This window comes from Aliiglaciecola sp. NS0011-25 (assembly GCF_040370605.1).
In the GTDB taxonomy this organism is placed as follows: domain Bacteria; phylum Pseudomonadota; class Gammaproteobacteria; order Enterobacterales; family Alteromonadaceae; genus Aliiglaciecola; species Aliiglaciecola lipolytica_A.
This window is the reverse complement of sequence record NZ_BAABWR010000007.1, coordinates 72,445-98,208: the sequence shown is the minus strand read 5'-3', so window position 1 is coordinate 98,208 and position 25,764 is coordinate 72,445. Positions and strand designations below refer to the sequence as shown.

The following is a 25,764-nucleotide window of genomic DNA, read 5'->3' as shown; positions in this document are numbered from 1 at the left end:
TTAGCGCCGTATTTTTTACCACTTCATCGTCCCTTTCCGAACAATACAACTTCCACTGTTCGAATAAAAATAAGCATATCTAACAATAAACTTTGATGTTTCACGTAATAAAGATCGAATTTTAACTTTTCCATCGAATCTTCGACACTTGCGCCATAAGGATAATTGAGTTGTGCCCAACCTGCCAGTCCCGGCTTCACGTTATGGCGTTGATTGTAATATGGAATTTCCCTTATTAATTGTTCAACAAACTGCGGACGTTCTGGACGAGGGCCAATAAATGCCATTTCGCCTTTCAGCACATTAATTAATTGCGGTAATTCGTCGATACGATATTTCCGGATGAAAGCACCAATACGAGTTACCCTACTATCATTTTGTGAGGCCCATTTTGCACCGTCTTTTTCGGCGTCAGGGCGCATGCTGCGGAACTTTATTATTTTAAACAGCTTGCCATTTAAGCCCACTCGCTCTTGTTTATAAAAAACTGAAGTGCCTGTCCGGCGCCCGTCATCCAAATAAATAATAACCGCGGTAAGTAACATGAAAGGCCATGTGAATAGCATCACAAATATAGCAACAAATGCATTGATGCCATATTCAAGAATATCTCGTAAATAATTTTGGGAATTAAATCCATTTGAATACACGACCCAACTTGGATACATCAGATTCACCACAATCTGACCCGTTTCACGTTCCATGAAATCAAGTAAATCGGTAATTTCCACACCGCGCAACCTGCAATCAAATAAGACTTCAATTGGCAACGTTCCTCTGCGTTGGTCACAGGCAATAATAATTTCGTCGATTTCATTATCAATTACATAATTACGGAAATTATCATCGATTTTAACGTGTACTAAGCGCTCGTTACGGATACCGTCCTCACGATTGTCTCCAGGGATAGGGATAAAACCTAATAACTCGAATCCCAACCTATCAACATCTCTACGCATTCTTTTTTCAATAATTGAAGCTCTTTCACCGGCTCCAATTACCACGATTCGAGTGCGTCCAAGTCCAAGTAGACCTAAACGATTGGTAAAATAACGGAATGTGACAAGAGATAGAATCACTACTCCAGCAGCGACTGGCAGGAAGTAAGGATGCATCCTCAGCTCTTCCATAAAGGTACTGGTTATTACTTCTACAACGAAATAAGTTAGGGCTAAGCTAACAAAGATTCGTCTTATAATGCCACGGAAGGTTTCTCTTAATTTGGCTTCATACAATCCCACAGAGAGAGATGAAACCAACACTAAAAAGGTCATAAGAGAGATATTAGCCGCTAGTTTTAAAATGCTTGGAGATTCTACATCTAGAATACTCACTACTAAAAAGTTTGCTAAGTACGCAGAATAAGAAACGATCACTGCTTCTGCGAGAACAAGAGCATTGGACCTTTTATTTTGTTTGTTGGTCGCTGCCATTAGCTCTTACCTATGGATTTTTTTGCTAAATTTATCATATGCTAAACGAATTATTTGAGATAGACTAACTTTCCTGGTCAGCCATTATAGAGATTATAACGCTCGGGTAAATGGCTGATTTGCTACATTTGTTTCTGTTTGGATAGGAAAGACATAATATGAAAGCAAGTAGAATAGCTCAATTATTGATTGCAGCTGCTGCATTTACGGCGTTAAATGCATGTACCAGCTCAGGCAATTCTTTGCCTCAAGCAACTACAAGAGCATCTTTAACCACGAATATAGACGACTACAGTTATTTGATCGGTCCAGGAGATAACCTTTCGATTTTTGTATGGCGTAACCCAGATGTATCCGGATCATTTTTGGTTCGTCCAGATGGCATGATTACAACTTCATTGGTTGAAGACATCCCAGTTTCCGGTAAAACCCCTACAGCTCTAGCCCGTGACTTAGAACAGGAACTTGGCAAATATATACGTGATCCTATCGTGACAGTCAGTGTCAGTGGTTTCAACGGCCCTTTTAGTGAGCAAGTTAGAGTAGTTGGCGAAGCATCTTCACCGAGAGCTATTAGTTACTCTGAGGACATGACGTTATTGGATTTGATGATTCAAGTAGGCGGTCTAACTGAATTTGCAGACGGAGACGGTGCCAAATTAATCAGAGTCGTAAATGGTGAGCAAAAGGAATTCTCAGTGAGATTGGATTCACTGGTTAAAGAAGGGAATATTTCAGACAATGTAGATATCCTTCCCGGTGACATATTAATTATTCCAGAAGCTTGGTTTTAGGCTTTACAGTTAGTAATAATTAGTAAATTAAAGGTTAAAAAGACTTATCTATGTTAGGAATTCAGGAAGCGATAGATCAAATCCACACCTATGTAAAAGGTGTCTGGATAAAGAAACGCTATATCATCATATCGACTTGGTTAATATGTCCACTCGGATGGGCATATGTGGCTAATTTACCAGACCAATATGCATCATCTGCGCGTTTATTTGTTGATACCAGTAGCTTGTTACGTCCACTTTTGAGGGGGCTCGCTGTATACAATAACCCCAGTGAACAAGTTAATCTTGTAGCGCGAACCTTATTGAGTCGTCCAAATTTAGAAAAAATAGCCAGGGAAGCGGATCTTGACATTACCGTGACCACCCAAGCTGAAATGGATGACTTGATAAATAACATGCGCAGGGATATTAAGCTCAATAGTACTGCTGAGCAGAATATTTATAGTATCAGATATAATTCCCCTTCCCCTGAACTAGCGCAAAAAATCGTTCAAATAACACTCAATGAATTTGTCGAAAACTCGTTAGGCAACAATCGCCAAAGTAGTGACTCTGCAGAAGAGTTTATTAATCGCCAAATTGAGGAATACGAGCAACGACTTGAAGAAGCTGAACAACGATTAGCAGCCTTTAAAGTTAGCCGCATTGACCGTGCCCCAGGCTCTAGCCGTGACTATTACAGTCAATTACAACGTCAAATAAGTGAACTACAGTCCACTGAATTACGCATTTTAGAACTTAACTCCCAATTAGAAGCGGCTAAAGCGCAAATGATTGGCGAGGCTCCAGTTTTCGGTTTGGCAGCCCCAGATTCTCGTGTGGCTCCTTCGATTTCTACTAAGTATGATAATCGAATTGCAGCCCTTGAAAGTAGCATTGATGACTTACTTATCCAATACACAGAAATTCACCCTGAAGTCGTCAAAACCAAAAACTTACTTGAGAATTTATATGACGAACGTGAAGCGCATATAAAAAGTTTAAGTGATGTGGCTGAAGAAACTGGCTCCTACAGTCAATTTGGGAATATTAACCAAAATCCCGTTTATCAAGAATTAAAACTTTCTGTTGCACAGTATGAAGGCCAATTATCTCAACTGAATGTTCGAGCTGATAATATTCGAGCGAAGATCGCCGAGTTAGAGAAGATTGTTGATTTAGTTCCGCAAATTGAAGCGGAAGCTCAAGGTCTCAACCGAGATTATGAAATTACTCGGGAAAAATACCTCGAGTTAATAAGTCGCCGTGAACAAGCTGAACTATCACGTAAAGCTGAAGCAACTTCCGATGATGTACAGTTTCGTGTAATCGATCCTCCTACCCTGCCTACCAAACCTTCTGGGCCAAATAGAATATTGTTTTATTCAATGATTTTATTTGTCGGTTTTGGCACAGGTCTTGGTATCGCGTTTTTAGTTAGCCAAATTAACCCTGTTGTACTTAGTCCTAGTCAATTAGTAAGTAATTTTGGTATTCCTGTATTTGGTAAAGTTTCCCATATCGATGCAAAGGCTATCGCTAAGGTAGATCGGCGTAGAATGCTTGTATTTAGTGCTTCAAGCCTTGCATTATTGTTGATATTTATTGGATTAGTCTATGCTGATATTGTGTACGGTAGATTGCCTATTTATCTTTTGGGGAATTTGATATGAGTACTATAGAAAAAGCACTACAAAAGAATAAACAATTGAAGGCTGAGAATTCAGAGAAATCAACTCTAGAAGCAGCTCAAGAAAAAGCCCAGCAAATAGCCCAAAACGCTAAGAGTGAGGCAAGCAGTGAAAACAGTGGTTTAGAGTCTAAAACTGATTTAGATGTTAAAAATGAGAGCTCAGCAGCTCAACAAAGCGACATTCTTACACAAACAGATGAAAGACAAGAGCCTGTTATATCTGATAAAGAGCCAGAAGTATTGTCCTACGAGACGTCAAAGGAAAAATTCATTCCTTTAACCCATATTCAAAAAGAAGGTTTTGTCTCTAACATGGGACGCAATACCATCAATGAAGAATATCGCGCGATAAAACGTAAAGTTTTGAGTAACGCTTTTGGTCCTTTGTCAAAAACTTTGACCAACGCAAATATTGTGATGGTAACGAGTCCGAACCCAAATGAAGGCAAGACATTTACGGCCATTAACTTAGCGTTAAGTATAGCCTTGGAACAAGATAAAACAGTGTTACTGGTTGATGCAGATGTGCTTAGACCCAGCGTAATGAAAACTATCGATCAACCATTTGAAAGTGGTTTAATGGAGTATTTGTTAGGGGAAGTAGATGATTTAGCAGACGTTATTCATCATACCAGCTTAGATACTTTGAGAATCATCCCTGCGGGTAAATCTCACCATTTGTCTACCGAGCTTTTGGCCAGTGAAAAAATGTTGGAGTCCGTGAGTGAGTTTGCAAATCGTTATCCAGACCGTGTTGTAATCATAGACAGTCCTCCTTTATTGGGCATAAACGAAACTGCCATATTAGCGAATCTAGCAGGGCAAGCTGTGGTTGTAGTGCAGGAAGGCAAAACCTCATTAAATAGATTATCCCAAGCCGTTGAGCATCTTAATCCAGACATGGCTAAAGGATTTGTGCTTAATAAGTCTAAACAAAATAATAGTAACGGTGCAGGATATTACGGTTATTACTATGGTAGCGATGAGAAAAAGTAGTAGGGAAGAATTTTGAAATTAGTTTATGTTTTTGCATCTGGAACGCTTGCTTTTTCAACGCTAGCCAATGCTGAGTTAAAATTCAATTCTAATTTTATGGCGTCTTATGTAAATGACTCGTCTAAATCTGAGGCTTTTTCTCGTCGTAAGTCCAATATTTTAACCTTGCAACCCTCTTTGGGAGCCGTGTACACAGCTAAAAAAGTACAAGGCGCTGCGAACGTTAAATATATCAAAGTTAACAATAATGCTAGTGGTGGAGCTAGTGATATCGAACTTAATCAAAACAATACCTTTACCAGTTTTGATTATAACGGTCGATTAAATGTGATAGAAAATGTGCTTACTCTCTCGGCAGTTGGTGCGCAGTCATATAATAATACCATTGCAGGAAACGCTTTGGTAAATGATGAGTTATTTGGAAGCCAAGAGTTATCTAAAACGCAAAGAAATACTGCCAGTTTCAATTTTAATTTGAGTCAAGGAGATTGGATTGGTTTAGGAATGGGCGGCAGTTATTCCAATGTAAAAAGTGATAGACAAGTTTATACCGATAGTAAATTGGACAGTGACAATACATCCTTAAATGCTCAAATCTACTCTGGTGATGAAGTAAAATTAGTTAACTGGAACCTTGTTGGTACCTACAATGAAACAAATGGTTCTGGTTTCAACGATTCTATATCACAAATGTATCAAGGCGATTTTAGAGTAGGTTTGTTTAGCGAATTGAACCTGGTATTCACCGGGCAAAGTGAAAAAAATGAAATTAGTAGTACTGATACAGATTCTACAAGTAACTTTGATTACAATAGTTATGGTTTAGGTTTATCTTGGTATCATTCTGCACAGCGCTTTATCGATGTGACTTACAATCGTTCCACGAGAGACGAGGATGAAACCCAAGGTTTCTTGGGCCTGAAATTTAATTGGCGCTTCACTTCAAGAACATCTATACACGGAGAATACGGACGCCGATTTTATGGAGAAAGTGGTAGCTTAGGGCTAAGTCATAAAACTAGAAAAATTCGTACCGAAATAACTTATGAAGAAGATGTAACTAACTACACGCGGTTAATTGCGGGTGACGTTATTACCGGTTCTTTTGTTTGCCCTATTGGATCTAGTGATATATTGCAGTGCTTTCAGCCTCCCTCTATAAATTATGAACTGCAACCTGGGGAAGAATATTCGAACTTCAGTTTTATTGTTCCTGAAATTAGTGAAGCCGAAATACTAAGAAAAAGTTTTATAGCAAATATTGGTTACAGCTTCCGTAAAGTAAATTCTAACCTGACGTTTAGAAATACAAATACAGAATATTTAGACGGCTCACGGGAACAGCAAACCCAAACCATATCGTTGAATAACAGCTTACAAATGAATCGTAAGTCGACGCTTAGCGGTTCTTTAACTTACACTCGTTTTGATAATACAGTAGATGAAGATAGATTGAGCGCAGATAACGACGAAGTATTAAGTGCAAATATCAACTTCACTCGAAAAATAAATCGAGATCTCAACGCTACGATTAGTTATCAACATACACTTCGTCGCTCCCCCGTGCAAAATCGGGATTTTGATTCTGACCGAATTTCATTGCAGCTAAAATACAAACTGTTTTAATTCTGCGGTTGGTGTATAAGTCTCGACTTAACTTAAACTAACATTGATTTAAAGTTATAGTAATTTAAGATTATTTAGGATTAGTCAACTGCGGCGAAAATAGAAGTGTTAAAGAGGATAGTTCTTAATACGAGGGTAAATTATTGTTAAGAACTCAATGCTAGTTCCTCATCTCTTAATTCAGCTGTAATGTATATATCTTTATTTTTACACATCAAAGTAGCTTCAAATCAAAGTAAGATAAATAAATACTGCCTGCGTTATAAATACGTTTTTAGGAATTAATTACCGAGAAAATGGGACACGCGGAGGATTAATCGACCGATAAATCCGCAGCCAATAGCTAACTTCCCTCAACAGTCACTCAACTAATATATCTTTAGTTTTAATCAATGAGCGCGGTAAGGTTCTGTCAAATAACTTTAGCGCTAGCCAAAACCCAACTTAAGATAGATACAGCAATTAATACGGTAAATATTTCTCGATTATATTTACCGTGAAAATACGCCTTTCTTCTATTTCTAAATTGGTCGTGAAATCTAGCCCCACTGTTTCCTGTACTTTTTAACGGTCTCATGGCTCCCCCAAAATATCGGTAAAATAAATACTCCAGAACTATTAGAGATTAATACACACAATTAGTTCAAATTTCAACCAATTAATTTCATAGGTAAAATTGTAAAACCACATTTTTAAACAATTTACCTATTAATTCAATCAATTAGTTGAAATTTCAGGTCTAGTTTTTAGTCATCCGATTTCAAGCGAACATAAGTTTTATATTTTTTCTTTAATAAATTGTCGATATAGCGAGTCAATTTTATTTTATGGCTGATAGCGTTATCTAATGCGTCAGTCAATTCATTCAACATGGTTTTGTAATATTGTACATCTTTGACTCTGCCATCAGGTGTCAACTCAGACATCACCTCAGCCCCACCGTCAGTCTTTGGTTCGGGGGCTTTGGGCTGCGGTTGTCCTGCAGCAGGCAATGGTGTTACCCCTGTCCCCTCTTCGGGACGGAACATTTCATCAGCCACTTCTGCAGTCACGGTATCAACCGCCTTTTCATCTAAATACGTCAGCTCTTCTAAAAATCCATATAAAAGAATGCGATCCATTAGTGTATTTATTCTACGAGGAACGCCGTTGGTAAATTGATATATTTTGTCAAAGGCACCGTCTGCAAACAGTTTGTCATTTTCTAAACCCGCATGTTTTAAGCGGTACTCAATATATTCCCTGCACTCGGGTTCATTGAGAGGCGCAAGATGACATGATGCAACAATACGCTGACGAAACTGCTCCATATTGGGTGCTCTTAGAATCGGTTGCAATTCTTCTTGCCCCAATAAAAAGCTTTGTAGCAATGGTTTACCTTGTTGTTGAAAGTTCGACAGCATTCGCAACTCTTCAATTGTTTCCAACGGTAAGTTTTGCGCCTCATCCACAATCAACAGTGCTCGCTTGCCTAACTTGTGCAAATCAAATAAGTACTTTTCCAAGTCTTTTAGAATGTCAGCTTTGGTTTTATTTAACGTATCGACTTCAAATTTACTAGCAACCATTTTTACTAATTCATCTGGCGACAGCTTTGGCGTCACAATTTGTGCAGCCACAATATCATCTTCGATGTTATCAAGAAGACTATTAGCAATAGTTGTTTTACCGGTACCTATATCACCAGTAATTACGATAAATCCTTCCGCCTGCGACAATCCATATTGAAGATAAGACATAGCTCTTTTGTGCCATTTACTGGCAAAAAAGAAACTAGGATCAGGTGTAAGTTGGAAAGGCTTCGACGAGAGTCCATAATAATTTTCATACATAGCGCAAAATCACCTGAGATACTGATTACTTTTGAGGTGAGTAGCTTAGCGGGGTGTGCTGCAAGTCGCAAATTTTTTATACAAAATGACGATGCTTAAAAGGAGAAAACTACCCTTTTGATATATGCAAATAAAAATTTATGCTTTTCTTTTAAACTTTGCAATACTCTCAATTCAAGCAACCTTCAAGCGGTAAAAAAAATGGACGAAACTATGCAAAATGGCTCAGATACGATTGATATGATCACTGAGACAGGAATAGAGTTATCAATGACCTATGGGCCAAAGCTAGTGCTCGCCTTGGTGGTATTAATTGTTGGATTTTGGGTCATTGGCGTGATTTTAAAGGGCATTGACCGTGCTTTGGCAGGGGCTAAAGTTGACGAGACCTTAAACAAATTTTTACACAGCATAATCAGTGTCACGCTTAAATTAATGTTAGTAATAGTGTTTGCCTCAATGATAGGGGTAGAAACAGCGTCGTTAATCGCTATGCTTGGCGCAGCTGGTTTGGCTATAGGACTCGCACTACAGGGCAGTTTGGCCAATTTTGCTGGCGGGGTGCTGATTTTATTATTTAAACCTTTTAAAGCCGGTGATGTCATTGAAGCTCAGGGGTTTTTAGGTAAAGTCAAAGAAATTCAAATTTTTAATACGATTGTGCTGACTCTTGATAATCGAAGGGTAGTCATCCCCAACTCATTACTTTCTAACGGTTGTGTTACTAATTTATTTTGCGAAGAAAAACGTCGTGTAGAAGTCACTTTTGGGATTAGTTATGACGATGATATTGCTAAAGTAAAACAAATTCTAAAAGATGTATTAAGTGCTGACGAACGCATTTTAACCGATCCTGAGATGGAAATTTTTGTTTCTGCACACGCCGACAGCTCTATTAATATACTCACCCGTTGTTGGGTAAAAAGTGAAGACTATTGGCTGGTGCATTTCGGACTACATGAAAAAGTGAAATACGCGTTTGACGAAAACGACATCACAATTCCTTTCCCACAACGGGATGTGCATCTATTTCAAGCTAAGTAAACTGGCAGCAATTAGCTGCAGTAGATATGCAGCAATGAGCACTGCAGATACCTAAATAACGAACACTACGGATACCTAAATCAGGTATCCGTGGATTGCACTATTGTTTTGATGATACTTGATGTAGACACACCGTCTTCGAAATTCAGTACTTTCACTTCCCCACCGTTTGCCATAACTTGCTTGCCACCGGCGATTTCAGAAACACTATAGTCCCCACCTTTGACCAGCACGTCCGGTAACAATTCGCTAATCAAACGCTCGGGAGTGTCCTCATCAAATTCAACCACCCAATAAACTGACGCTAAACCAGCCAATACCGACATACGTCGATTAACGTTATTCACCGGTCTTCCAGGGCCTTTTAAAAGACGCACTGAATCATCGGAATTCACTGCGACAATTAATTTATCACCGAGTTTTGCGGCATTTTCCAGATAAGAAACGTGGCCTGCGTGGAGAATATCAAAACAACCATTGGTCATCACAATTTTATCACCACTACGCTTGGCACTGTGAACAGCAATGGACAACTGCTGTTGGGTCATAACCCCTCGACCATAATGCTCAACTTTCTCGACTGCTTGACGCAACTCAGAGCTACTTACCGTGGATGTTCCTAACTTTCCAACCACGATGCTTGCTGCGGTGTTCGCTAGAAAACTTGCTTCAGAAAAACTGCAACCAGCAGCAATTGCGACAGACAAAGTTGAAATAACAGTATCCCCTGCCCCAGTTACGTCATACACCTCTTTGGCTTTAGCTGGGAAGTGAACTTCATCCTGATTGCCTTGCAAAAGCGTCATACCGTTTTCTGAACGGGTCAACAAGAAGGCATCTAAATCTAAGTTTGAGATAAGTTGCTGCGCTCTCTCAACCAGAACACTTTCGTCATGACACTGACCAACAATGGCTTCGAATTCACCCATGTTCGGTGTCAATAACGTAGCTCCACGGTATTTGTCGAAATCGTCCCCTTTAGGATCAACAACCACTGGCACATTGTGCTGTTTAGCAAGAGCTATCAGCGTTTCCACATCGCTTAAAGCGCCCTTAGCATAGTCAGACAGTATAACTAAATCGGCGTTCTCTAAGTGCTGAATAAAGCGTTCTTGCAATTGAGCTTTATCTACGTCAGCAAAACTCTTTTCAAAGTCCAAACGAATTAATTGTTGATTTCGACTCAATACCCGAAGCTTGGTGATGGTATCAAATCCGGATATTTGACAAAAATCGCACAAAACACCCAAAGAATTTAAGCCGCGCTGCAGAATCTGAGCAGATTCATCCTGCCCAGTCATGCCCAGCAATGTCACATTAGACCCTAGCGCTGCCACATTCATTGCTACGTTTGCAGCTCCTCCTGGCCGGTCTTCGATATCACGAATCGCCACTACAGGCACTGGGGCTTCTGGAGAAATACGTCCTGTAGGACCGGTCCAATATCGATCGAGCATGACATCGCCCACGACTAGGATACGACTTTTCGAAAAATCAGGTAACAGCATAAACCTATTCCGTAACTAAACTTAATTAGCTGAATTATACTTAAGTTAAAAGGAATTGCTTTACTCTAAATAACAAAATAGTAAATAGCGAAATAATGACAAGCACACCCAGCAATAACAAACAGGTGCCAAATGGCATGGGTAAACGCCAGATGTTTTTTAACGTAGAAAATTACGCCTATACTAAAAAACAGCCCTCCGGCCACCAGCAGTAATAGGCCATATGCTGCCAAATTTTGGTATAACGGGTAGACCAAAATAACCGACAACCATCCCATGACTAAATACGTGATAACAGATACTTTAGGAAAACGATGACGAACAAAACACTTAAACACCACGCCGAATATTGCAATCGACCAGATAACAGCTATTGAAGTCCATCCAACCCAACCGCCAATACTGATGGCCAAAATCGGCGTGTAAGTACCAGCTATCAACAAATATATTGCACTATGATCCAATAACTTGAAAAATTGCTTGGCATGGGGGCCTCTCACCCAATGATAAATTGTCGACGACAAAAACATAATGGTTAAGCTTGCCCCATATATAGCAGATGATGTCACCGATGTTGCTGTGTCACTTCTTAAGACAAGATATACTAAACCGATAATCGCGAAAACTAAGCCAATAGCATGACTCACAACATTCATGACTTCTTCTTTGTGGGAATAAGCTTGCTCGGAAGTATTGACTAATGGAGCCGGTCTCACGATTAAATCCTGTTCTAAGGTTGACAGAATTTTAAGTGTACTCACTGAGCGTACACTTGTACACTGAATTATTTATAGGCGAACGATGGTAGAAAAACAATGGTCGATTTACATGATCGAAAACCGATTAGGTATGAACTATTGCGGAATTTGCACTGATTTATCTAGGCGATTCTATGAACATGCCAGCAACTCCAAACGTTGCGCAAAAGCGTTACGGGGAAAAGGCCCGTTAGTATTAAAATATGCGGCAATAGTCGGCGACCATTCAAGCGCTTTAAAGCTCGAGTATTGGTTCAAAAAACAATCAAGAACGATAAAATTGAAAATAATTAATGGGCAGTTAAATCTGCCATCAGACCCAATCAAAGTTGAGCAGAGCCAACTAAATGAGCTTCAACAGCAAATCGAAAATAAATTGATGACGGGTACCTCTCCTGACACTTGAATAATTAATGTCAGACTAAGTAAACAATCCGCTTACGATTAATGCAAGGCCGACACTGAGCACCATCTCAATACTGGCTACACCTACATTGTGCTGCTGTTCAACCTCCTGAACTAAATTCAAACCAGCCAAAATAACCTTTTTGGCGATAATCACCAGTACAACCAATGATAAAGATAATCCCATACCGACAATCAACCAGCCGGTTAAATTACTTACGTAACCGGTTGGATTATAAATCAGCAGGTTACTACTAGTTGAAACAACGATTGCCGTTGCAAGTAAATTTCCCGAATGCTGAACCGCAACAGCCAATTGACCTTTGCCAATGGTTTGCTGGAATGTGCTACTTTGATTAGTGGCCAGAAAACGACGTTCATAAATGCGTGTTCTGATTAACAAAATAGCTTGGGTAACGATAAATCCGGATATGACCGCAAACAAAGCGTTTAAATCGGTGCCAATAACCCACAACATAACGTTACTGACAATCAAGGCGGTAGAAACTGAGCTAGCGGCATCTATCATTGCAACGCTGGTATTTCGCTCTTTGATCATTTCTTCTTTGTTAATGCGATTTAAAATAATCTTGTCGTGTAAAATTCTGCCAATTTTTATCAAAAAGATACCGACTAAACCATACAACAACATACTCAAAGCAGCTTCTTGGTAGCCATTTGTGTCAGAGCTCGCGGCAGCCGCAGATAACACCAAACATAGCGCTAACATACGTCCAGCTACACTAATGCCGAAGGCTATATTATCTTGCGAGCCAAGTTCCTCGGTGGTACTTACTGATGCCATTTTTCCCGACATTAACCGCAAGGCAAATAAAAGGCAAATAGCGATGCAAATATCAATCCCCAGATAAACCCAAGTCTCAGGTGATAATGGCACTAAGTTAACCAAATCTTGCATAAACAATAATTCCAAACTTCTAATGTTTCAATTTTCATATTAACAGTTTAACGCTAGAAAACACTAGGGTTGTTAGCGTTACTGCACGAATTTTACCCGCTGCTTTTGTGCTTTATATTTGGCATCCCTCACAATTCATTCGTGAAAAATCTTGTCGCCCTAGTGAAATACAATCAATTAATATAATTAAACGTTAGAAACAAATTAAAAGTTCAGATCTAGTACAGAATTGATTTAACCTTTTGATTGTAGCGACACATGATATAGCATTGATATTTATGATCATTCAAGACAACTCCAATTTGGTTGCAATCACTATGAATACTTCTTTCCCGTTGGTAAATAAAACCGCTGAAAAAAACTGGCAACAGTTATCTGAAATATCCGCTATTGAACAGCAACCAAGTGCAATTCAGAAAAAGATAAAACAGCTTCTAGGATTAAGTGACTTTATCAGTGACGCCTTACTTGCTGATCCACTGAAGCTAGAGCCACTCATACAAACACTCGAAAATCCCACGCAGAATTTTGAATATAAACAATGGCTAGCAGAGCAGTTAGAAAAAGTAACCAGCGAGCCTGAACTGTTAGATTGTTTGCGGATATTTCGAAAACAACAAATGATGGCTATTGCAGGTTTAGATTTATTAAATCTACAATCCATTGAACGTTCATTAACCCTTACCTCGGAGTTGGCAGATACTCTCATCAACGGAGCCTATTCTTGGTTATATGATAATTTTTGTGCCCGTTATGGCACCCCTATGGGCGACTTTGGGCCCCAGCCACTATTAATTTTAGGGATGGGTAAGTTAGGCGGCAAAGAGCTCAACTTTTCTTCCGACATAGATCTGATTTTTTGCTACCCAAGCAAAGGAGAAATAGATAATGGCAAAAAATCCCTAGAGCATCAGCAGTTCTTTAGCCGACTTGCACAACGCCTTATTCATGCCCTGAACCACACCAATCAGCAGGGGCAAGTGTTTCGTGTAGACATGCGATTACGTCCCCTAGGTGAAAGCGGCCCCTTAGTCATGCACATGGCGGCTTTTGAGGACTACTATCAAGAACAAGGTCGCGAATGGGAACGCTACGCCATGGTCAAAGCTCGCATCCTCAACGATCAATCTGAATATGCACAAGAATTACACGACATACTCAAACCTTTTATTTACCGACGATATTTAGATTACAGTGCTATCGACTCCCTCAGAGATATGAAGTCGTTAATCAATCAAGAAGTTAGACGTCGCGGATTGACCAATAATATTAAACTGGGTTCTGGCGGGATTCGTGAAGTGGAGTTTATTGCGCAGAGTTTTCAACTTATCAAAGGTGGTCGAGAGCCGCGCTTACAATTTCCAAGTTTACTCTACACCCTTGAGCAGTTGACGCAGTTAGATCTGTTACCTGAAAAAGAATCCTTGCAGCTTAAAGAAAGTTACTTGTTTTTGCGCAAAGTTGAACATTGTCTGCAACAATTTGCAGATAAACAAACCCAAGTATTACCAGAAACAGCGTTAGATGAAGAGCGTCTTAGTAGTATTATGCAATGCAAGGATTATTCTGAATTGCAGCAACAATTGAGTAAGCATTGCAGTTGGATAAATCAGCAGTTTCAAATGTTAATTGGTGATAACCCAAGTGACAATGATGACCAAGACCTGACTCACATTAGTGCATTTATGGATGCATGGAAGTTAGATCTGAGCATACAAGAAATATCAGATTTATTTGATCAATTGGCCTCACCAGAAACCTCGCAATTACTTGCACAACACATCAATGAATTAAAAAGTCAGGTTGAGAAAAAGCATCCATCACCAAAAGCAATTGTCGCCTTGAATACTTTAGTCCCGCAGTTGTTAGCGAACATTATTAGCCTCGATGAATCGAATATAGATGGCAGTGAATTATCGGTGTTACTCGACCGAATTAATCATATTCTATTAACGGTTTTAAGAAGAACCACCTATTTACAATTACTGGTTGAAAATCAAGGAGCGCAGCATCAGTTAGTCAGACTGTGTTATGCAAGCCCATGGATAGCCGAACAAATAGCAAAATATCCAATTTTACTGGATGAACTCCTCAACCCAGCGTTGTTATATCACCCCACAGAATTGCATGAATACCCAGATGAATTGCGCCAATCACTGTTGCGAGTAGAGCCGGATGATCTTGAACTGCAAATGGAAACCCTAAGGCAATTTAAACAAATCCAACAACTTAAAATTGCAGCCGCAGATGTCACCGGTGTGTTACCCATAATGAAGGTAAGTGATCACCTCACCTATTTAGCCGAAGCAATCATTAGTGAAGTGGTGAATATGGCTTGGGAACAAATGAAGGAAAAATATGGTGTTCCTGAAGGCAGTTCTGAACAAGATAAAAAGTTTGCAGTAATAGGCTACGGCAAACTAGGGGGAATAGAGTTAGGTTATGGTTCAGATCTGGATTTGGTCTTTGTTCACGAATGTGATTCACAGACCGTCACCGATGGTACTAAATCAATAGAAGCCAACCAGTTCTACACGAAATTAGCGCAACGTATTATGCACTTATTCATGACCAAAACGCCGTCAGGTCAATTGTACGATATCGATATGCGCTTGCGTCCATCCGGCAATGCTGGTTTGCTGGTTTGTCATATAAATGGCTTTGAACAATACCAATCGCAGGAAGCGTGGACATGGGAACACCAAGCTCTAGTCCGCGCAAGAGTAGTAAATGGCACGGTAGAATTTACCCAGCGCATTGAGGCTATTAGACGGGATATCTTGTGCCGCCCCAGAGATAACCAAACTCTACAACAGGATGTTGCAAAGATGCGGCAAAAAATGCGCGATCATTTAAATAAAGGAAACGAAGACTGGTTAGATGTTAAACAAGACGCTGGAGCTATGGCTGACATCGAGTTTTTAGTGCAATTTTGGGTACTCAAAAATGCCCAGCATTTTCCTAAAATGGTAGATTGGTCTGATAACATTCGATTACTGGAACAATTGTGTCAAGCTGATTGCATTAGTGCTGAGTGTAAAACACAACTAGAAGAAGCTTACTTAGATTACCGCAACCGTTCTCACAGATTAACCTTGTTAGAAAAAGACAATTTAGTCGATAAAAGCCAGTATTCAGAACACCAAAAAAATGTAAAACAGATCTGGGATGCGACATTTGAAACAAGTAATTAGCGTAGTTATGTTAGCCCTTTGACATAATTGCATTTTCAATTTATATGATGTTAAAGGGCACGTCTTACTCTAATAAAGTACAATTTTCCCGAACATACTCATTGAGTTCTTGAGTGACAATCATCGAACGTTGTTTGGGGCAAATATAAGCTTTGACTTCCCCTTCAAAACTGCCATTTACAGCACTGGCTATTTCGGCAATTGAGCCTGTAATGGTATCGTCTAATTGGAACTGACTTTTAATAATGAAGTCTTTATCCAGCTCCCACAATACTTGCATTCCCTCAGATTGAGCATAATTGGTAATTGCTTCTCGAAGGGTGCTACCCGCTCGAAAACTTCGATACTTGTGTTCTCCAACCCACCTAGGATTAATATTACTTTGAATACTTTCCATTTTTTTCAAGCGTTCTTCTAAGGGCTGTTTGGGGGGATTGACAGGTAACACAAAATCACCAATATCATCTTCAAAGGGTTTCGATGAAGACATCCGGTAAGCAGCATAAAAGTCAGTCATACCTTGGGAAACACTTTTTTGCTCTGACTGCCCTTCAGGTTTAGGGCTGGACATATTAAAACGTTGAAAATTGAGAACTATCGCGGCAATTATAATCAACGCTAAAGCTAAGCCGATGTGCCTAATCCAAAACAGAAAGTTCGATGTTCTCTTGCTCATATTTCGAGCCTCATTTCCAAGTTAAATGGTTAATCATATAACGAAGGGTCATCTTCATGGGGACGCGTTTTAAAACGTTTATGCATCCAAAGGTATTGTTCAGGAGCAATACTAACCAACTCTTCAATTTTTTGATTAATTCTAGTTATATCTTGTTTATCGTCCCCAGACGGAAAATTATTAAGTCCTGGTACGAATTTGACTTTATAACCATCTTTGGTGCGCAACGATACAATAAACACCATCTCGCTATTTGAATTTTTCGAAAACAGTATGGTTCCTTTAGTGGAGGCCACTTCTTCAACCGCAAAGAAAGGGACAAACTCACTAAAATGACGCCCATAATCTTGGTCTGGCAAATAGAAACAGACTTCTTTTTGGTTTAGTGCCTTGACTAATCCTTTGGCGTTACGTTTATGAATCATGTACTTATTAGAACGCGCCCTACCGTGATACTGCATGTATTCCATCAACGCATTATTGTGTTTTCGATAAAATGCCACTGAAGGATTTTTTAAACCCGCTATTCTACATCCTAGTTCTAAATTCATATTATGGATAGCTAATCCAAAGACACCTTTGCCTTTATCTAAAATCGCCTGCACATGCTCGTAGCCTTCGATTTGCCCATGACGCTTAACCCGCCAATCTGGCCACCACCATCCCATACTCGACTCAAGGACTGCCATGCCAGCATACTCGATGTTTTTAGCCAGTATCTCAGCTCGCTGTTCTTCAGTTTTCTCTGGAAAACACAATTCGAGGTTACGTTTGGCAACGGCAACACGCTTTTTACCAAAAACTTTTAATAAAAAGCTAATTCCTCTACCTATAAATATCTGCAATCGGTAAGGCAGCCATGAAATGCTATAGAGCACCCCCACACCAATCCAAACAGGCCAGTATTGGGGCAGTAAGAAAGACATTTTAAATGGGGGGGCAGTCACCCGAGCGTTCGACAAGCGTTAACCTCTTATTAGAAATTTTCGCTATTGTAATTAACAAACGCCACAGTTACCAATATTGTCACCGTGAAAATTATTGCGACACTAGATTAAACTATCAACTGAATGACATTGATGACGAGAAACTGTGCCGCCACTGCTTAATTTAAAATTCCGAGTTCAATAGCGATAATGAGATATGAATGCCTTGGCGTATATTTCCGATTCGGATGTTCTCATTCGGGCTGTGTTGGTTATTGTCCATGTTTACCATAGGAACAATCACCGTGGGAATATTCAGCGCATTTATGATTGGCACAATCGGAACCGTGCCGCCCATCATACGAATAACCACTGGTTCTTCGCCCATGCCCTTAGCAAGGCTCGCTCTTACCTGTAAGCCGAAATCGGAATCTGGATCAGTTCTAAACGCACTCACCCCTTTTGAACCATTGAATTTAACAATTTTTTTATATTCACGTCGTTCAGCGTCGGTGGGATCACGATCAATGACGTAATATCCTAAACCTTCAATATGCTTTCTAATCTTATCCAACTGCACTGCCCCTTGCGTTTCTGGAACCAAGCGGACATCAAGGTTAGCGGTAGCATATTCAGGGATCACCGTTTTTAATCCCTCACCTTTCCAAGATGTACCGATTTGACGCACGTTAAGTGATGGATACTGCAATGCTTGCTGGTAATTAGCGCCTACCTGTTCTGCGGAATGAATACCTAACGCTTGATTTACTTTTTCGCCATCAAAGGGCACTGCGTTGAGAAGCTTTTGCGTATCTGGATTTAGCACTATTCCTTGGTAAAAATCTTTAATTAACACTCGACCATTATCATCTTTCATAGACGACAGAAGATTCGCTAAAGTAAACACAGGATTGGGAGAATAGTTACCAAAATGTCCACTGTGTTGCGGCAGTTTAGCGCCAAAAGTTGTGATACTAGCAGTCGCTATGCCGCGACAACCAAATGTGACTGTTGGTTTATTAGAGTCGTGAGCGGGGCCATCCATCACGATAAAATAATCGGCCTGATAACGCGCTTTGTATTTGTTCAAGGTGGACTGTAACCCACGTGAACCGTATTCTTCTTCTGGATCGAAGATAACTTTAACGTTGATTTTGGGCTTTTCCCCTTGCATCTCAAGAGTTTTAAGGGCGCTGAGAAACATTGTTATAGGCGCCTTATCATCAGCAGCCGCACGCGCAAAAATACGCCACTCATCGTCAATACGTTGATTTAATGTTTGCCAATCGATAGTGCGCCATTCACCACTTGCGTCTTGTTCTTTCAGCTCAGGTACGAATGGATCTGCTTGCACCCAAGCTGCTGGATTAACAGGCTGACCATCGACGTGAAAGTAAAATAATATGGTTTTATAACTTGGATCAAAGACTCTTTCCGCCAGCAAAATAGGTAACGAAGGAGTTTCTAATAAAGTCGTTTTAAACCCTAAGTTGTTATATTGCGCTTCAGCCCAGTGAATATTCTCAAGCATCTGTTCAGGATTCGCAGGCAAACTGGGGATACTTACCAGTTCTTTGTGCAGTAAAATTGTTTCTTTGAAATTTTCATCAACAAGTAATTCAAGATCAGACTTGGCCACTACCGTCAATGAAATAAAAACAAGAGTGACCGCAATAATCCGCGTTAAATGTGCACTGACTTGGGTTTTCATTTTGCTCCTTTTTATTCTCAGGTTGAATTTTTTTGCACTCAATTGACGCAAACTTAGCGATTTTCAGACTTATTTAAATAATTTTAGCCCGTTTGCGAACTTTAGGTGTTTTTAAGGCAAACTTTAAGCCAATATGAGTATTGTAAATGGATTAGTCATTATTATTTGTTTTCAATAAATTGACAGGTCTCAATAACACGATCTTTTGCACTAATGTTAAATCTGGATTGGTTGTAAAAGAGGGTAAACACAAACTGATTGTATTTACCGTAAAAAAGAATTCTTTATCTATAATGGTAGGGGTAGAGAATTCTCTTATAGGATATTTGAACGTGACAAAAAAAGATAATTGGAAACTTGATGTAGCTCAATCGTTATTCGAGCAAAGTTCCATTGCAATGATAGTCTGCAATACCACCGGCCAAGTAGCCAATTTAAACAACGCGGCGCGGCGATTATTTGATGTTGATACCTCATCAATAATTGGCAATCCGGTTGATGGGCTTTTCACCTTAGATCACAGCAGAGCTATTTTTGTCGAATTATTTAAGCAGTTAAATGCTCCCCACGAACTTAACCTACACTTTGAATTAAATGACGGCGATCCCATCGCTATTTCAACCCCAACTTTCGCCATTAGTTATGTCACCGTTTTAATCGATGAATTATCCAACAATGATTTCCAAGGTGTGGTCATTTCCTTCAGCCCTGCGAAAAAGCTGCTATCCGCTCAAACCATCGTTAAAAATCTATTGGCAAGGTATGAAGTGGCGAAACAGTCGGGCATTGGTGTTTGGCAATATGACTTTTCTACTAAACAAATGGTGTGGGACGAGCAGATGTGTCGATTGTACGACGTATCTCCAGAGCATTACTCAACTGACATACAAGATTGGTTTTCATTTATCCACCCTGAAGATAGAGAAATGGCGATCAACGAATTTCAGCAAGCCAATAAATTAAACAATAGATATGAAGCTGAATTTCGAATTAAAACCGCAACTGAAAAAGAAAAATACATTCAAGCGTTTGGTCAGGTTATACGCACAGGCGACAACAGCCCACTTAAAATTACGGGTATCAATATTGACTTAACGGAGCAATATGAAACCCAACAAAAACTACTAGAAAGCAAAGCGGAAAATGAGTTTTTAGCCAGCATTGTGCAAGAATCCGAAAACGCGATCATGATATTTAACCCAGATATGACAATCGAATGGGTTAATCCGGCGTTTATCAAATTGAGTGGCTTCACCCTAGCGGAAATCGTCGGTAAATCCCCTCAAGAGTTTTTGTTTGGTCCTCAAACAGACACCTCAACGGTGCTTAAAATCAAACAAGCAATCGCTAATGGCAAGGGCCACAGTTACGAGTTAATTCATTATAATAAACAAGGTCAAACTCTTTGGTTTCGGGCAAATATAAAACCGCTATTTGAGAACGACAAAATCGTTCGAATCATAGTTGTTGCCACAGATATTACAAAATCTAAACAACAAGAACTCGAGCTCGTAAACTACAGTAACATGCAGGACGCTATTCTAAATAGTGCCAATCTGATCATTATGTCCACCAATTTATCGGGCAATATCATCACTTACAATAACTTTGCAGAAAAGACACTTGAGTATCATCGAAGTTCGGTCGTTGGTCTATTAACCCCAGAGTTGTTCTTTAAATCAGAGTCATTAGCAGTTCATGCCAAACACCTCAGCACCAAGCTCGGTAAAGAAATCCCATCAGGAATGGCGTCAATAACCTATTCCGCCAGACAAGGGATTGCTGACGAATTTGAAACTCAATTTATAAGCAAGAGTGGCAAGCTAATTCCAATTCAGTTAACGATAACCCCAGTGATGAATGCTGACAAAGATGTTGAAGGCTTTTTATTTATAGGGCGAGATATCACTGAACTTAAGCGCATCGAAGAAGAAAAAGAACGCAGTGCTTCGTTATTGATGGCCACTGGAAAAGTAGCCAAATTAGGGGCTTGGGAAGTGAATTTTACAACGGGCGAGATATATTGGTCTGATGAAGTTTATCGCATTCATGAACTTCCCATCGGTAGCAAAATTGATGTTGAAAATGCGATTAATTTTTATCTGTCAGAAGACCGTCAAAAAGTACAAGACGCATTAACCGAAGCAACCGCTAACAACATCCCATTCGATTTTCAATTGCCGTTTATCACCGCAAATAACAAAAAAATATGGGTGAAGTCTTTTGGGTTTAGAGAACACAACCAAAAAGGTGAGGTTATTTTACGAGGCGCATTTCAGGACATAACGGAATTAAAAGAAGCAGAGGAAAAAGCAAAAGTTGCCAGTCAGGCCAAAAGCGACTTTTTAGCGAATATGAGTCACGAAATTCGAACTCCCATAAATGGCATTATTGGTATGAATGATCTTCTGCTAAATACGCCGTTGTCAGAACAACAGTTAAAATATGCAGAGTTGGCGCAAAGTAGTGGTCATATTTTGCTGACCTTAATTAATGATATTTTAGACTTTTCAAAAATCGAAGCCGGTAAGCTAGAAATCGAAAATATAGAATTCGATTTACATGAAATGCTGAATAAATTTATTGAGAGTTTCTCAATTCGAGCAGAAGACAAACATTTGGAACTGATATTTTCCATGCACCCAAGTGTTCCAAGGTGGATTCAAGGTGATCCTGGCAGAATACGGCAAATACTCACAAACTTAACCAGTAACGCAATCAAATTCACCCAACAAGGTGAAATCGTTATTAAAGTTAATTTGACCAGTGAAAATAAACTGATCTTTTGTGTGATAGATTCTGGAATGGGTATTTCCAAAGAAAAACAACAACAACTATTCCACAAGTTTAGTCAATTAGACGCCTCAACCACGCGCAAATTTGGTGGCACGGGTTTGGGTCTTTCCATCGCCAAAGAACTGGTAGAGTTATTAAACGGCGAAATTGGGGTTAACAGTGAATGGCAAAAAGGCTCAGAATTTTGGTTTACCCTTCAGTTTGAGCCTGCTGTAAATAAGCATAACACGCAAAAATACGATTTATCCAAAGCAAATCTAGCGCAATTGAAAGTGCTGGTTGTGGATGATAACCAAACCAGTCGAGACGTTTTGTCATCCATTCTGGAATCGGAAAAAATTAAGGTAGTGCAAGCCAAAAATTCTCCTGAAGCGTTAAAAACACTGCGTAAACATTGTGAAATTAGAGACAAAATAGATATCGCAATTATCGATGCGGATATGCCTGGTATCAATGGCACAGAATTAGGCAAAGCGATTAAAAGTGATGAAAGGTTTGCATCGTTGAATATGATTTTAATGACTGCGAGTGCAAGACGAGGAGATGCTCAGAAGTTTAAAAATATAGGTTTTGATGCATACTTTCATAAACCCATTAAAAATGACGATTTGTTTTTTGCAATTACCCAAATTAGTAATCAAAAACTCATTAAATCAGAAACAAGAAAACAACAAATTGAATTAATAACCCGACACAACGCTACCAGTCCATCAAAAGCAGTGCCGCGTATTTTGTTAGTCGAAGACAATGCGATTAACCAAGCAGTAGCAAAGGAAATGCTTAAAAAATTAGACTGTATTACTGAGTTAGCAAATAACGGTATGGAAGCAATTGAACAGTTGAGCCGAGCGACGACTCCTTTTGATATTGTACTAATGGATTGCCAGATGCCAATAATGGATGGCTACGAAGCCAGTAGAATAATACGTGGATATCAAGGTGTAAATTTTGATCCGAACATTCCGATTATCGCGTTAACCGCCAATGCAATGAAAGGAGATAAGGAAAAGTGCTTTGATGCTGGAATGGATGGATATATCAGTAAACCAATAATCATCGAAGATTTAGAGCAAGGTTTACTCAAGTGGATCGACAAGAAGCATTAAACAAATAAAATAAAAAAGGTGTGTCTAATAAATTAGACACACCTTTCAGAATTTTGAGAATCCCTCTCAGCTTTCCTTCGCTATTAAACCATCCCGGTCAACATCCGTATACGCCCCTTTCCCTCTATTCTCGCTCATCCTTAAGTGAGTCACTCTTCCTAAGTGAGTCCCTTTCCTTTATTCCTTATTTAGCTGCACATCCTTACTTACAGCATTTCTCATCCTTAAGATTGTCCTTCGTCTTCCCTATCTATCCTTGAGTTTGTAGTCCTTTACTAAATGCTCATCCTGACCATTTTCTTTCATCCAATGAAAGTGTCCTTCTGGCTTTCCTTAAGTCTTCCTGACCCGTCGTATTTCCCTGTGACGAGTTATAAGATAAAGCAATTAAAAGTTTCTACTAGTACCCAATCTAGCTTTATTTTGTAAGCCATTATACTAAAGTCTACATTTTGAAAAATAAGTCTTTAAATTCATAAAGTTAAATAAAAGGTAAGCTTTACCCTAAGTGTTTATTCCGCTTAAGACCTACAGCCATGTACGAAATATCTTACAAATAAAAAGGTTATTTTCTTACTCTAGAATTTGAACCTAATGGATTTAATGAAAATGAATTTAAAATTTTACTGATTTTGCGGATTTTAGATTGCTGAAAATGACAATAAGAAACGGTATTAGTAGGGTAAAGTAAGACTAAACAATGCAAGATGGTTACTTTACCCTTTAGAATAAATTCCGCGGTTTTTTACTCTGACCGAGGTCTAAACATTATTTGCCCAGTTATGCGTGAGACTTTTAGTTCATCAATATGTTCATATTTTCCGTCGGAGAAGAATGACAAACATTTAGGCAGAGTGACATAAACCCCGACACCTTCACTTTTTTCTTCTTCTAGCACAATACTATCAATCGCACTCATTAAAACGTGTCCAAGACCTCTGTGCTGATGATCTGGATGCACTCCAATAAACGACAACATATGGTATTTTTCATGGGGAATACGCTCTCTTACCCGCTGTTCCTTTTCGATCATTTGCTTGGTGCCTATATAACCAGCGGTAAGCAACATCTTTAAGCGCCAATGCCAAAATCGGTCGGGGTTGAACGCACTATCAGGTTTAATCATACATGCTACTGCCAATAAACGTTCATCTTCAAAAAGACCAATCATTGGCTGTTTAGCGGTCCAAAAGGCATTTAACTCTTCTCTAATTGCGCCTCTTAAACGAGATTCATACCCTTCCTTCTCAGAATCGAATATATCTAAAAACAGCGGATCATCATGATAAGCTTGATATAAAATTGATGCGGCAATTTTTAAATCTTCAGCGGCCAGATAAACAGCTTTGATTTTATCTAGCGGATTTATGTCTTGTGCAGTATTTGACATAGTTCGACTCTCTTCAATTAGGAAGTTTCACTCTACATAATTATTAACCAATTGTTAACAACTCATTAAAAATAACGGCAAACTAATTTTACTATTTTGGCTAGATGAGGTTGATTTATAGTCTTTTCCCCCCAAGACTTAAGTAGAGGCAGTGAAAGGGTGCGAATGACAATGAACTAGATTGACTCAGTGAGAACAAGTAATCCAAACTTTCACAACAAGTACCAATCTACATGAAATGCCAACACAACTCGAGTTTAGAATTCCATCAAGGAGACATTAAATGCTAACTGAAAATTTAGAGTTAAAGGATTTGTTTCTGCAATTAGGTTTAGCCAATGACGAGGAGTCAATTGAAAACTTTATAGCCAAACACAAAGGATTGGATAAATCGACAAAACTAGAAGAAGCTAGTTTTTGGACACAGGCTCAATCGACTTTTATTAGACAATCTTTTTTTGAAGATGCGGAATGGACTGAGTTGATCGATCAGCTAGACAATCGACTACGATAATATTAATAGCAGGCCAAGAATATGGCTTGGCCTGCTGCTTCCAAACTAGGCGTAGCAGAAAAAGTGAAGCTTAGATATTGTTGTAAGCAGAGTCGCCCCAACCAATTAAATTACCATTTTTGAACACCAAAGGCGTGCATTCATCTTTAGTTGTGACACCATCACCTTCGCGACGCTGGGTGCGATAAAACAAAACATTTATTTCATCATTATTTTGTTGATATAGTTCACTGAAATCTGGCGTGCCCATGCGACTTCTAATATCTTCGATGGCTGTATTGGATTCCAGTCTTGCAATCGCCTTTCTATTTTTACGTTCTTTTTGTTCCCAATCCGATTGGTATGAGTAATCCCCTTCCCCACCGACCGATATAACACATCCAGATAATGTCAGTGGTAATACTAATGCTGCAGCAACAAGCGTTTTTTTCATTTTAGTTTCCTTGGTGTTGTATTTATGT

Annotated in this window: 19 protein-coding genes; 9 read left to right on the top strand and 10 right to left on the bottom strand. The window is 39.3% G+C overall.

Features of this window, described 5'->3' with window-relative positions; genetic code table 11:
* Positions 1–23: 23 nt before the first annotated feature.
* On the bottom strand, positions 24–1,433 hold the full coding sequence (locus tag ABWV72_RS07870) for a TIGR03013 family XrtA/PEP-CTERM system glycosyltransferase (RefSeq protein WP_216048097.1): 1,410 nt from the start codon (positions 1,431–1,433) through the stop codon (positions 24–26).
* Between the two features lie 158 nt (positions 1,434–1,591).
* Between ABWV72_RS07870 and ABWV72_RS07865 the strand changes: the two genes are divergently transcribed.
* Genes ABWV72_RS07865 through ABWV72_RS07850 form a run of 4 tightly spaced genes read left to right on the top strand, consistent with a single transcriptional unit; the run spans position 1,592 to position 6,524 of the window.
* Positions 1,592–2,227 carry an XrtA/PEP-CTERM system exopolysaccharide export protein gene (locus ABWV72_RS07865; protein ID WP_342804807.1) on the top strand — a complete coding sequence of 212 codons (636 nt, stop codon included), beginning with the start codon at positions 1,592–1,594 and terminating at the stop codon, positions 2,225–2,227.
* Positions 2,228–2,277: 50 nt separating this feature from the next.
* The gene (locus tag ABWV72_RS07860) at positions 2,278–3,882 is read left to right on the top strand and encodes an XrtA system polysaccharide chain length determinant (protein WP_216048095.1); all 1,605 of its coding nucleotides are present in this window, start codon (positions 2,278–2,280) and stop codon (positions 3,880–3,882) included.
* Positions 3,879–4,898, top strand: coding sequence for an XrtA-associated tyrosine autokinase (locus ABWV72_RS07855; RefSeq protein WP_342804809.1), 1,020 nt, complete (start codon positions 3,879–3,881; stop codon positions 4,896–4,898). The genes ABWV72_RS07860 and ABWV72_RS07855 overlap by 4 nt, the downstream gene beginning before the upstream one ends.
* A 12-nt stretch (positions 4,899–4,910) precedes the next feature.
* Positions 4,911–6,524: a TIGR03016 family PEP-CTERM system-associated outer membrane protein gene (locus tag ABWV72_RS07850; protein ID WP_353369797.1), complete on the top strand. Its 1,614-nt coding sequence runs from the start codon at positions 4,911–4,913 to the stop codon at positions 6,522–6,524.
* Positions 6,525–7,270: 746 nt separating this feature from the next.
* Here the strand turns inward: ABWV72_RS07850 and ABWV72_RS07845 are convergent.
* Positions 7,271–8,356, bottom strand: a complete 1,086-nt coding sequence (locus ABWV72_RS07845) for an XrtA/PEP-CTERM system-associated ATPase (protein ID WP_216048092.1) — start codon at positions 8,354–8,356, stop codon at positions 7,271–7,273.
* Positions 8,357–8,557: 201 nt separating this feature from the next.
* On the opposite strand from ABWV72_RS07845, the gene ABWV72_RS07840 reads away from it, so the two are divergent.
* Entirely contained in the window at positions 8,558–9,400 is an 843-nt protein-coding gene (locus ABWV72_RS07840) for a mechanosensitive ion channel family protein (protein WP_353369794.1), read from the top strand.
* A gap of 80 nt (positions 9,401–9,480) precedes the next feature.
* On the opposite strand, the gene hldE is transcribed toward ABWV72_RS07840, so the two are convergent.
* A complete protein-coding gene (gene hldE, locus ABWV72_RS07835) occupies positions 9,481–10,908 on the bottom strand; it encodes a bifunctional D-glycero-beta-D-manno-heptose-7-phosphate kinase/D-glycero-beta-D-manno-heptose 1-phosphate adenylyltransferase HldE (RefSeq protein ID WP_353369792.1) in 1,428 nt (475 codons plus the stop codon).
* Between the two features lie 65 nt (positions 10,909–10,973).
* Complete coding sequence (gene trhA, locus ABWV72_RS07830; RefSeq protein ID WP_353369914.1) at positions 10,974–11,624, bottom strand: PAQR family membrane homeostasis protein TrhA; 651 nt, start codon at positions 11,622–11,624, stop codon at positions 10,974–10,976.
* 85 nt (positions 11,625–11,709) lie between these two features.
* Here trhA and ABWV72_RS07825 point away from each other — a divergent pair, with 85 nt between their 5' ends.
* Entirely contained in the window at positions 11,710–12,072 is a 363-nt protein-coding gene (locus ABWV72_RS07825; RefSeq protein WP_353369790.1) for a GIY-YIG nuclease family protein, read from the top strand.
* Positions 12,073–12,087: 15 nt separating this feature from the next.
* Here the strand turns inward: ABWV72_RS07825 and ABWV72_RS07820 are convergent, their stop codons facing one another.
* Entirely contained in the window at positions 12,088–12,990 is a 903-nt protein-coding gene (locus ABWV72_RS07820; RefSeq protein ID WP_342804812.1) for a DUF350 domain-containing protein, read from the bottom strand.
* 317 nt (positions 12,991–13,307) lie between these two features.
* Between ABWV72_RS07820 and glnE the strand changes: the two genes are divergently transcribed.
* Positions 13,308–16,184, top strand: coding sequence for a bifunctional [glutamate--ammonia ligase]-adenylyl-L-tyrosine phosphorylase/[glutamate--ammonia-ligase] adenylyltransferase (glnE, locus tag ABWV72_RS07815; protein WP_353369787.1), 2,877 nt, complete (start codon positions 13,308–13,310; stop codon positions 16,182–16,184).
* Positions 16,185–16,248: 64 nt separating this feature from the next.
* On the opposite strand, the gene ABWV72_RS07810 is transcribed toward glnE, so the two are convergent.
* The 3 genes from ABWV72_RS07810 to ABWV72_RS07800 all read right to left on the bottom strand — a co-directional run bounded on the left by ABWV72_RS07810 (position 16,249) and on the right by ABWV72_RS07800 (position 19,497).
* Positions 16,249–16,860, bottom strand: a complete 612-nt coding sequence (locus ABWV72_RS07810) for a TcpQ domain-containing protein (protein WP_216048086.1) — start codon at positions 16,858–16,860, stop codon at positions 16,249–16,251.
* Positions 16,861–16,889: 29 nt separating this feature from the next.
* Entirely contained in the window at positions 16,890–17,822 is a 933-nt protein-coding gene (lpxL, locus tag ABWV72_RS07805; RefSeq protein WP_353369785.1) for an LpxL/LpxP family Kdo(2)-lipid IV(A) lauroyl/palmitoleoyl acyltransferase, read from the bottom strand.
* 148 nt (positions 17,823–17,970) lie between these two features.
* Positions 17,971–19,497 (bottom strand): M20/M25/M40 family metallo-hydrolase, encoded by a 1,527-nt coding sequence (locus ABWV72_RS07800; protein ID WP_353369783.1) that lies wholly within the window; start codon positions 19,495–19,497, stop codon positions 17,971–17,973.
* A 332-nt stretch (positions 19,498–19,829) separates the two neighbouring features.
* Between ABWV72_RS07800 and ABWV72_RS07795 the strand changes: the two genes are divergently transcribed.
* Complete coding sequence (locus ABWV72_RS07795; RefSeq protein WP_353369781.1) at positions 19,830–23,399, top strand: response regulator; 3,570 nt, start codon at positions 19,830–19,832, stop codon at positions 23,397–23,399.
* 745 nt (positions 23,400–24,144) lie between these two features.
* Here ABWV72_RS07795 and ABWV72_RS07790 read toward each other — a convergent pair.
* A complete protein-coding gene (locus ABWV72_RS07790; RefSeq protein ID WP_342804816.1) occupies positions 24,145–24,789 on the bottom strand; it encodes a GNAT family N-acetyltransferase in 645 nt (214 codons plus the stop codon).
* 283 nt (positions 24,790–25,072) lie between these two features.
* On the opposite strand from ABWV72_RS07790, the gene ABWV72_RS07785 reads away from it, so the two are divergent.
* Positions 25,073–25,303, top strand: a complete 231-nt coding sequence (locus ABWV72_RS07785) for a DUF2789 family protein (RefSeq protein ID WP_216048081.1) — start codon at positions 25,073–25,075, stop codon at positions 25,301–25,303.
* Between the two features lie 70 nt (positions 25,304–25,373).
* Here the strand turns inward: ABWV72_RS07785 and ABWV72_RS07780 are convergent, their stop codons facing one another.
* Positions 25,374–25,736: a DUF3192 domain-containing protein gene (locus ABWV72_RS07780; protein WP_216048080.1), complete on the bottom strand. Its 363-nt coding sequence runs from the start codon at positions 25,734–25,736 to the stop codon at positions 25,374–25,376.
* Between the last annotated feature and the right edge of the window lie 28 nt (positions 25,737–25,764).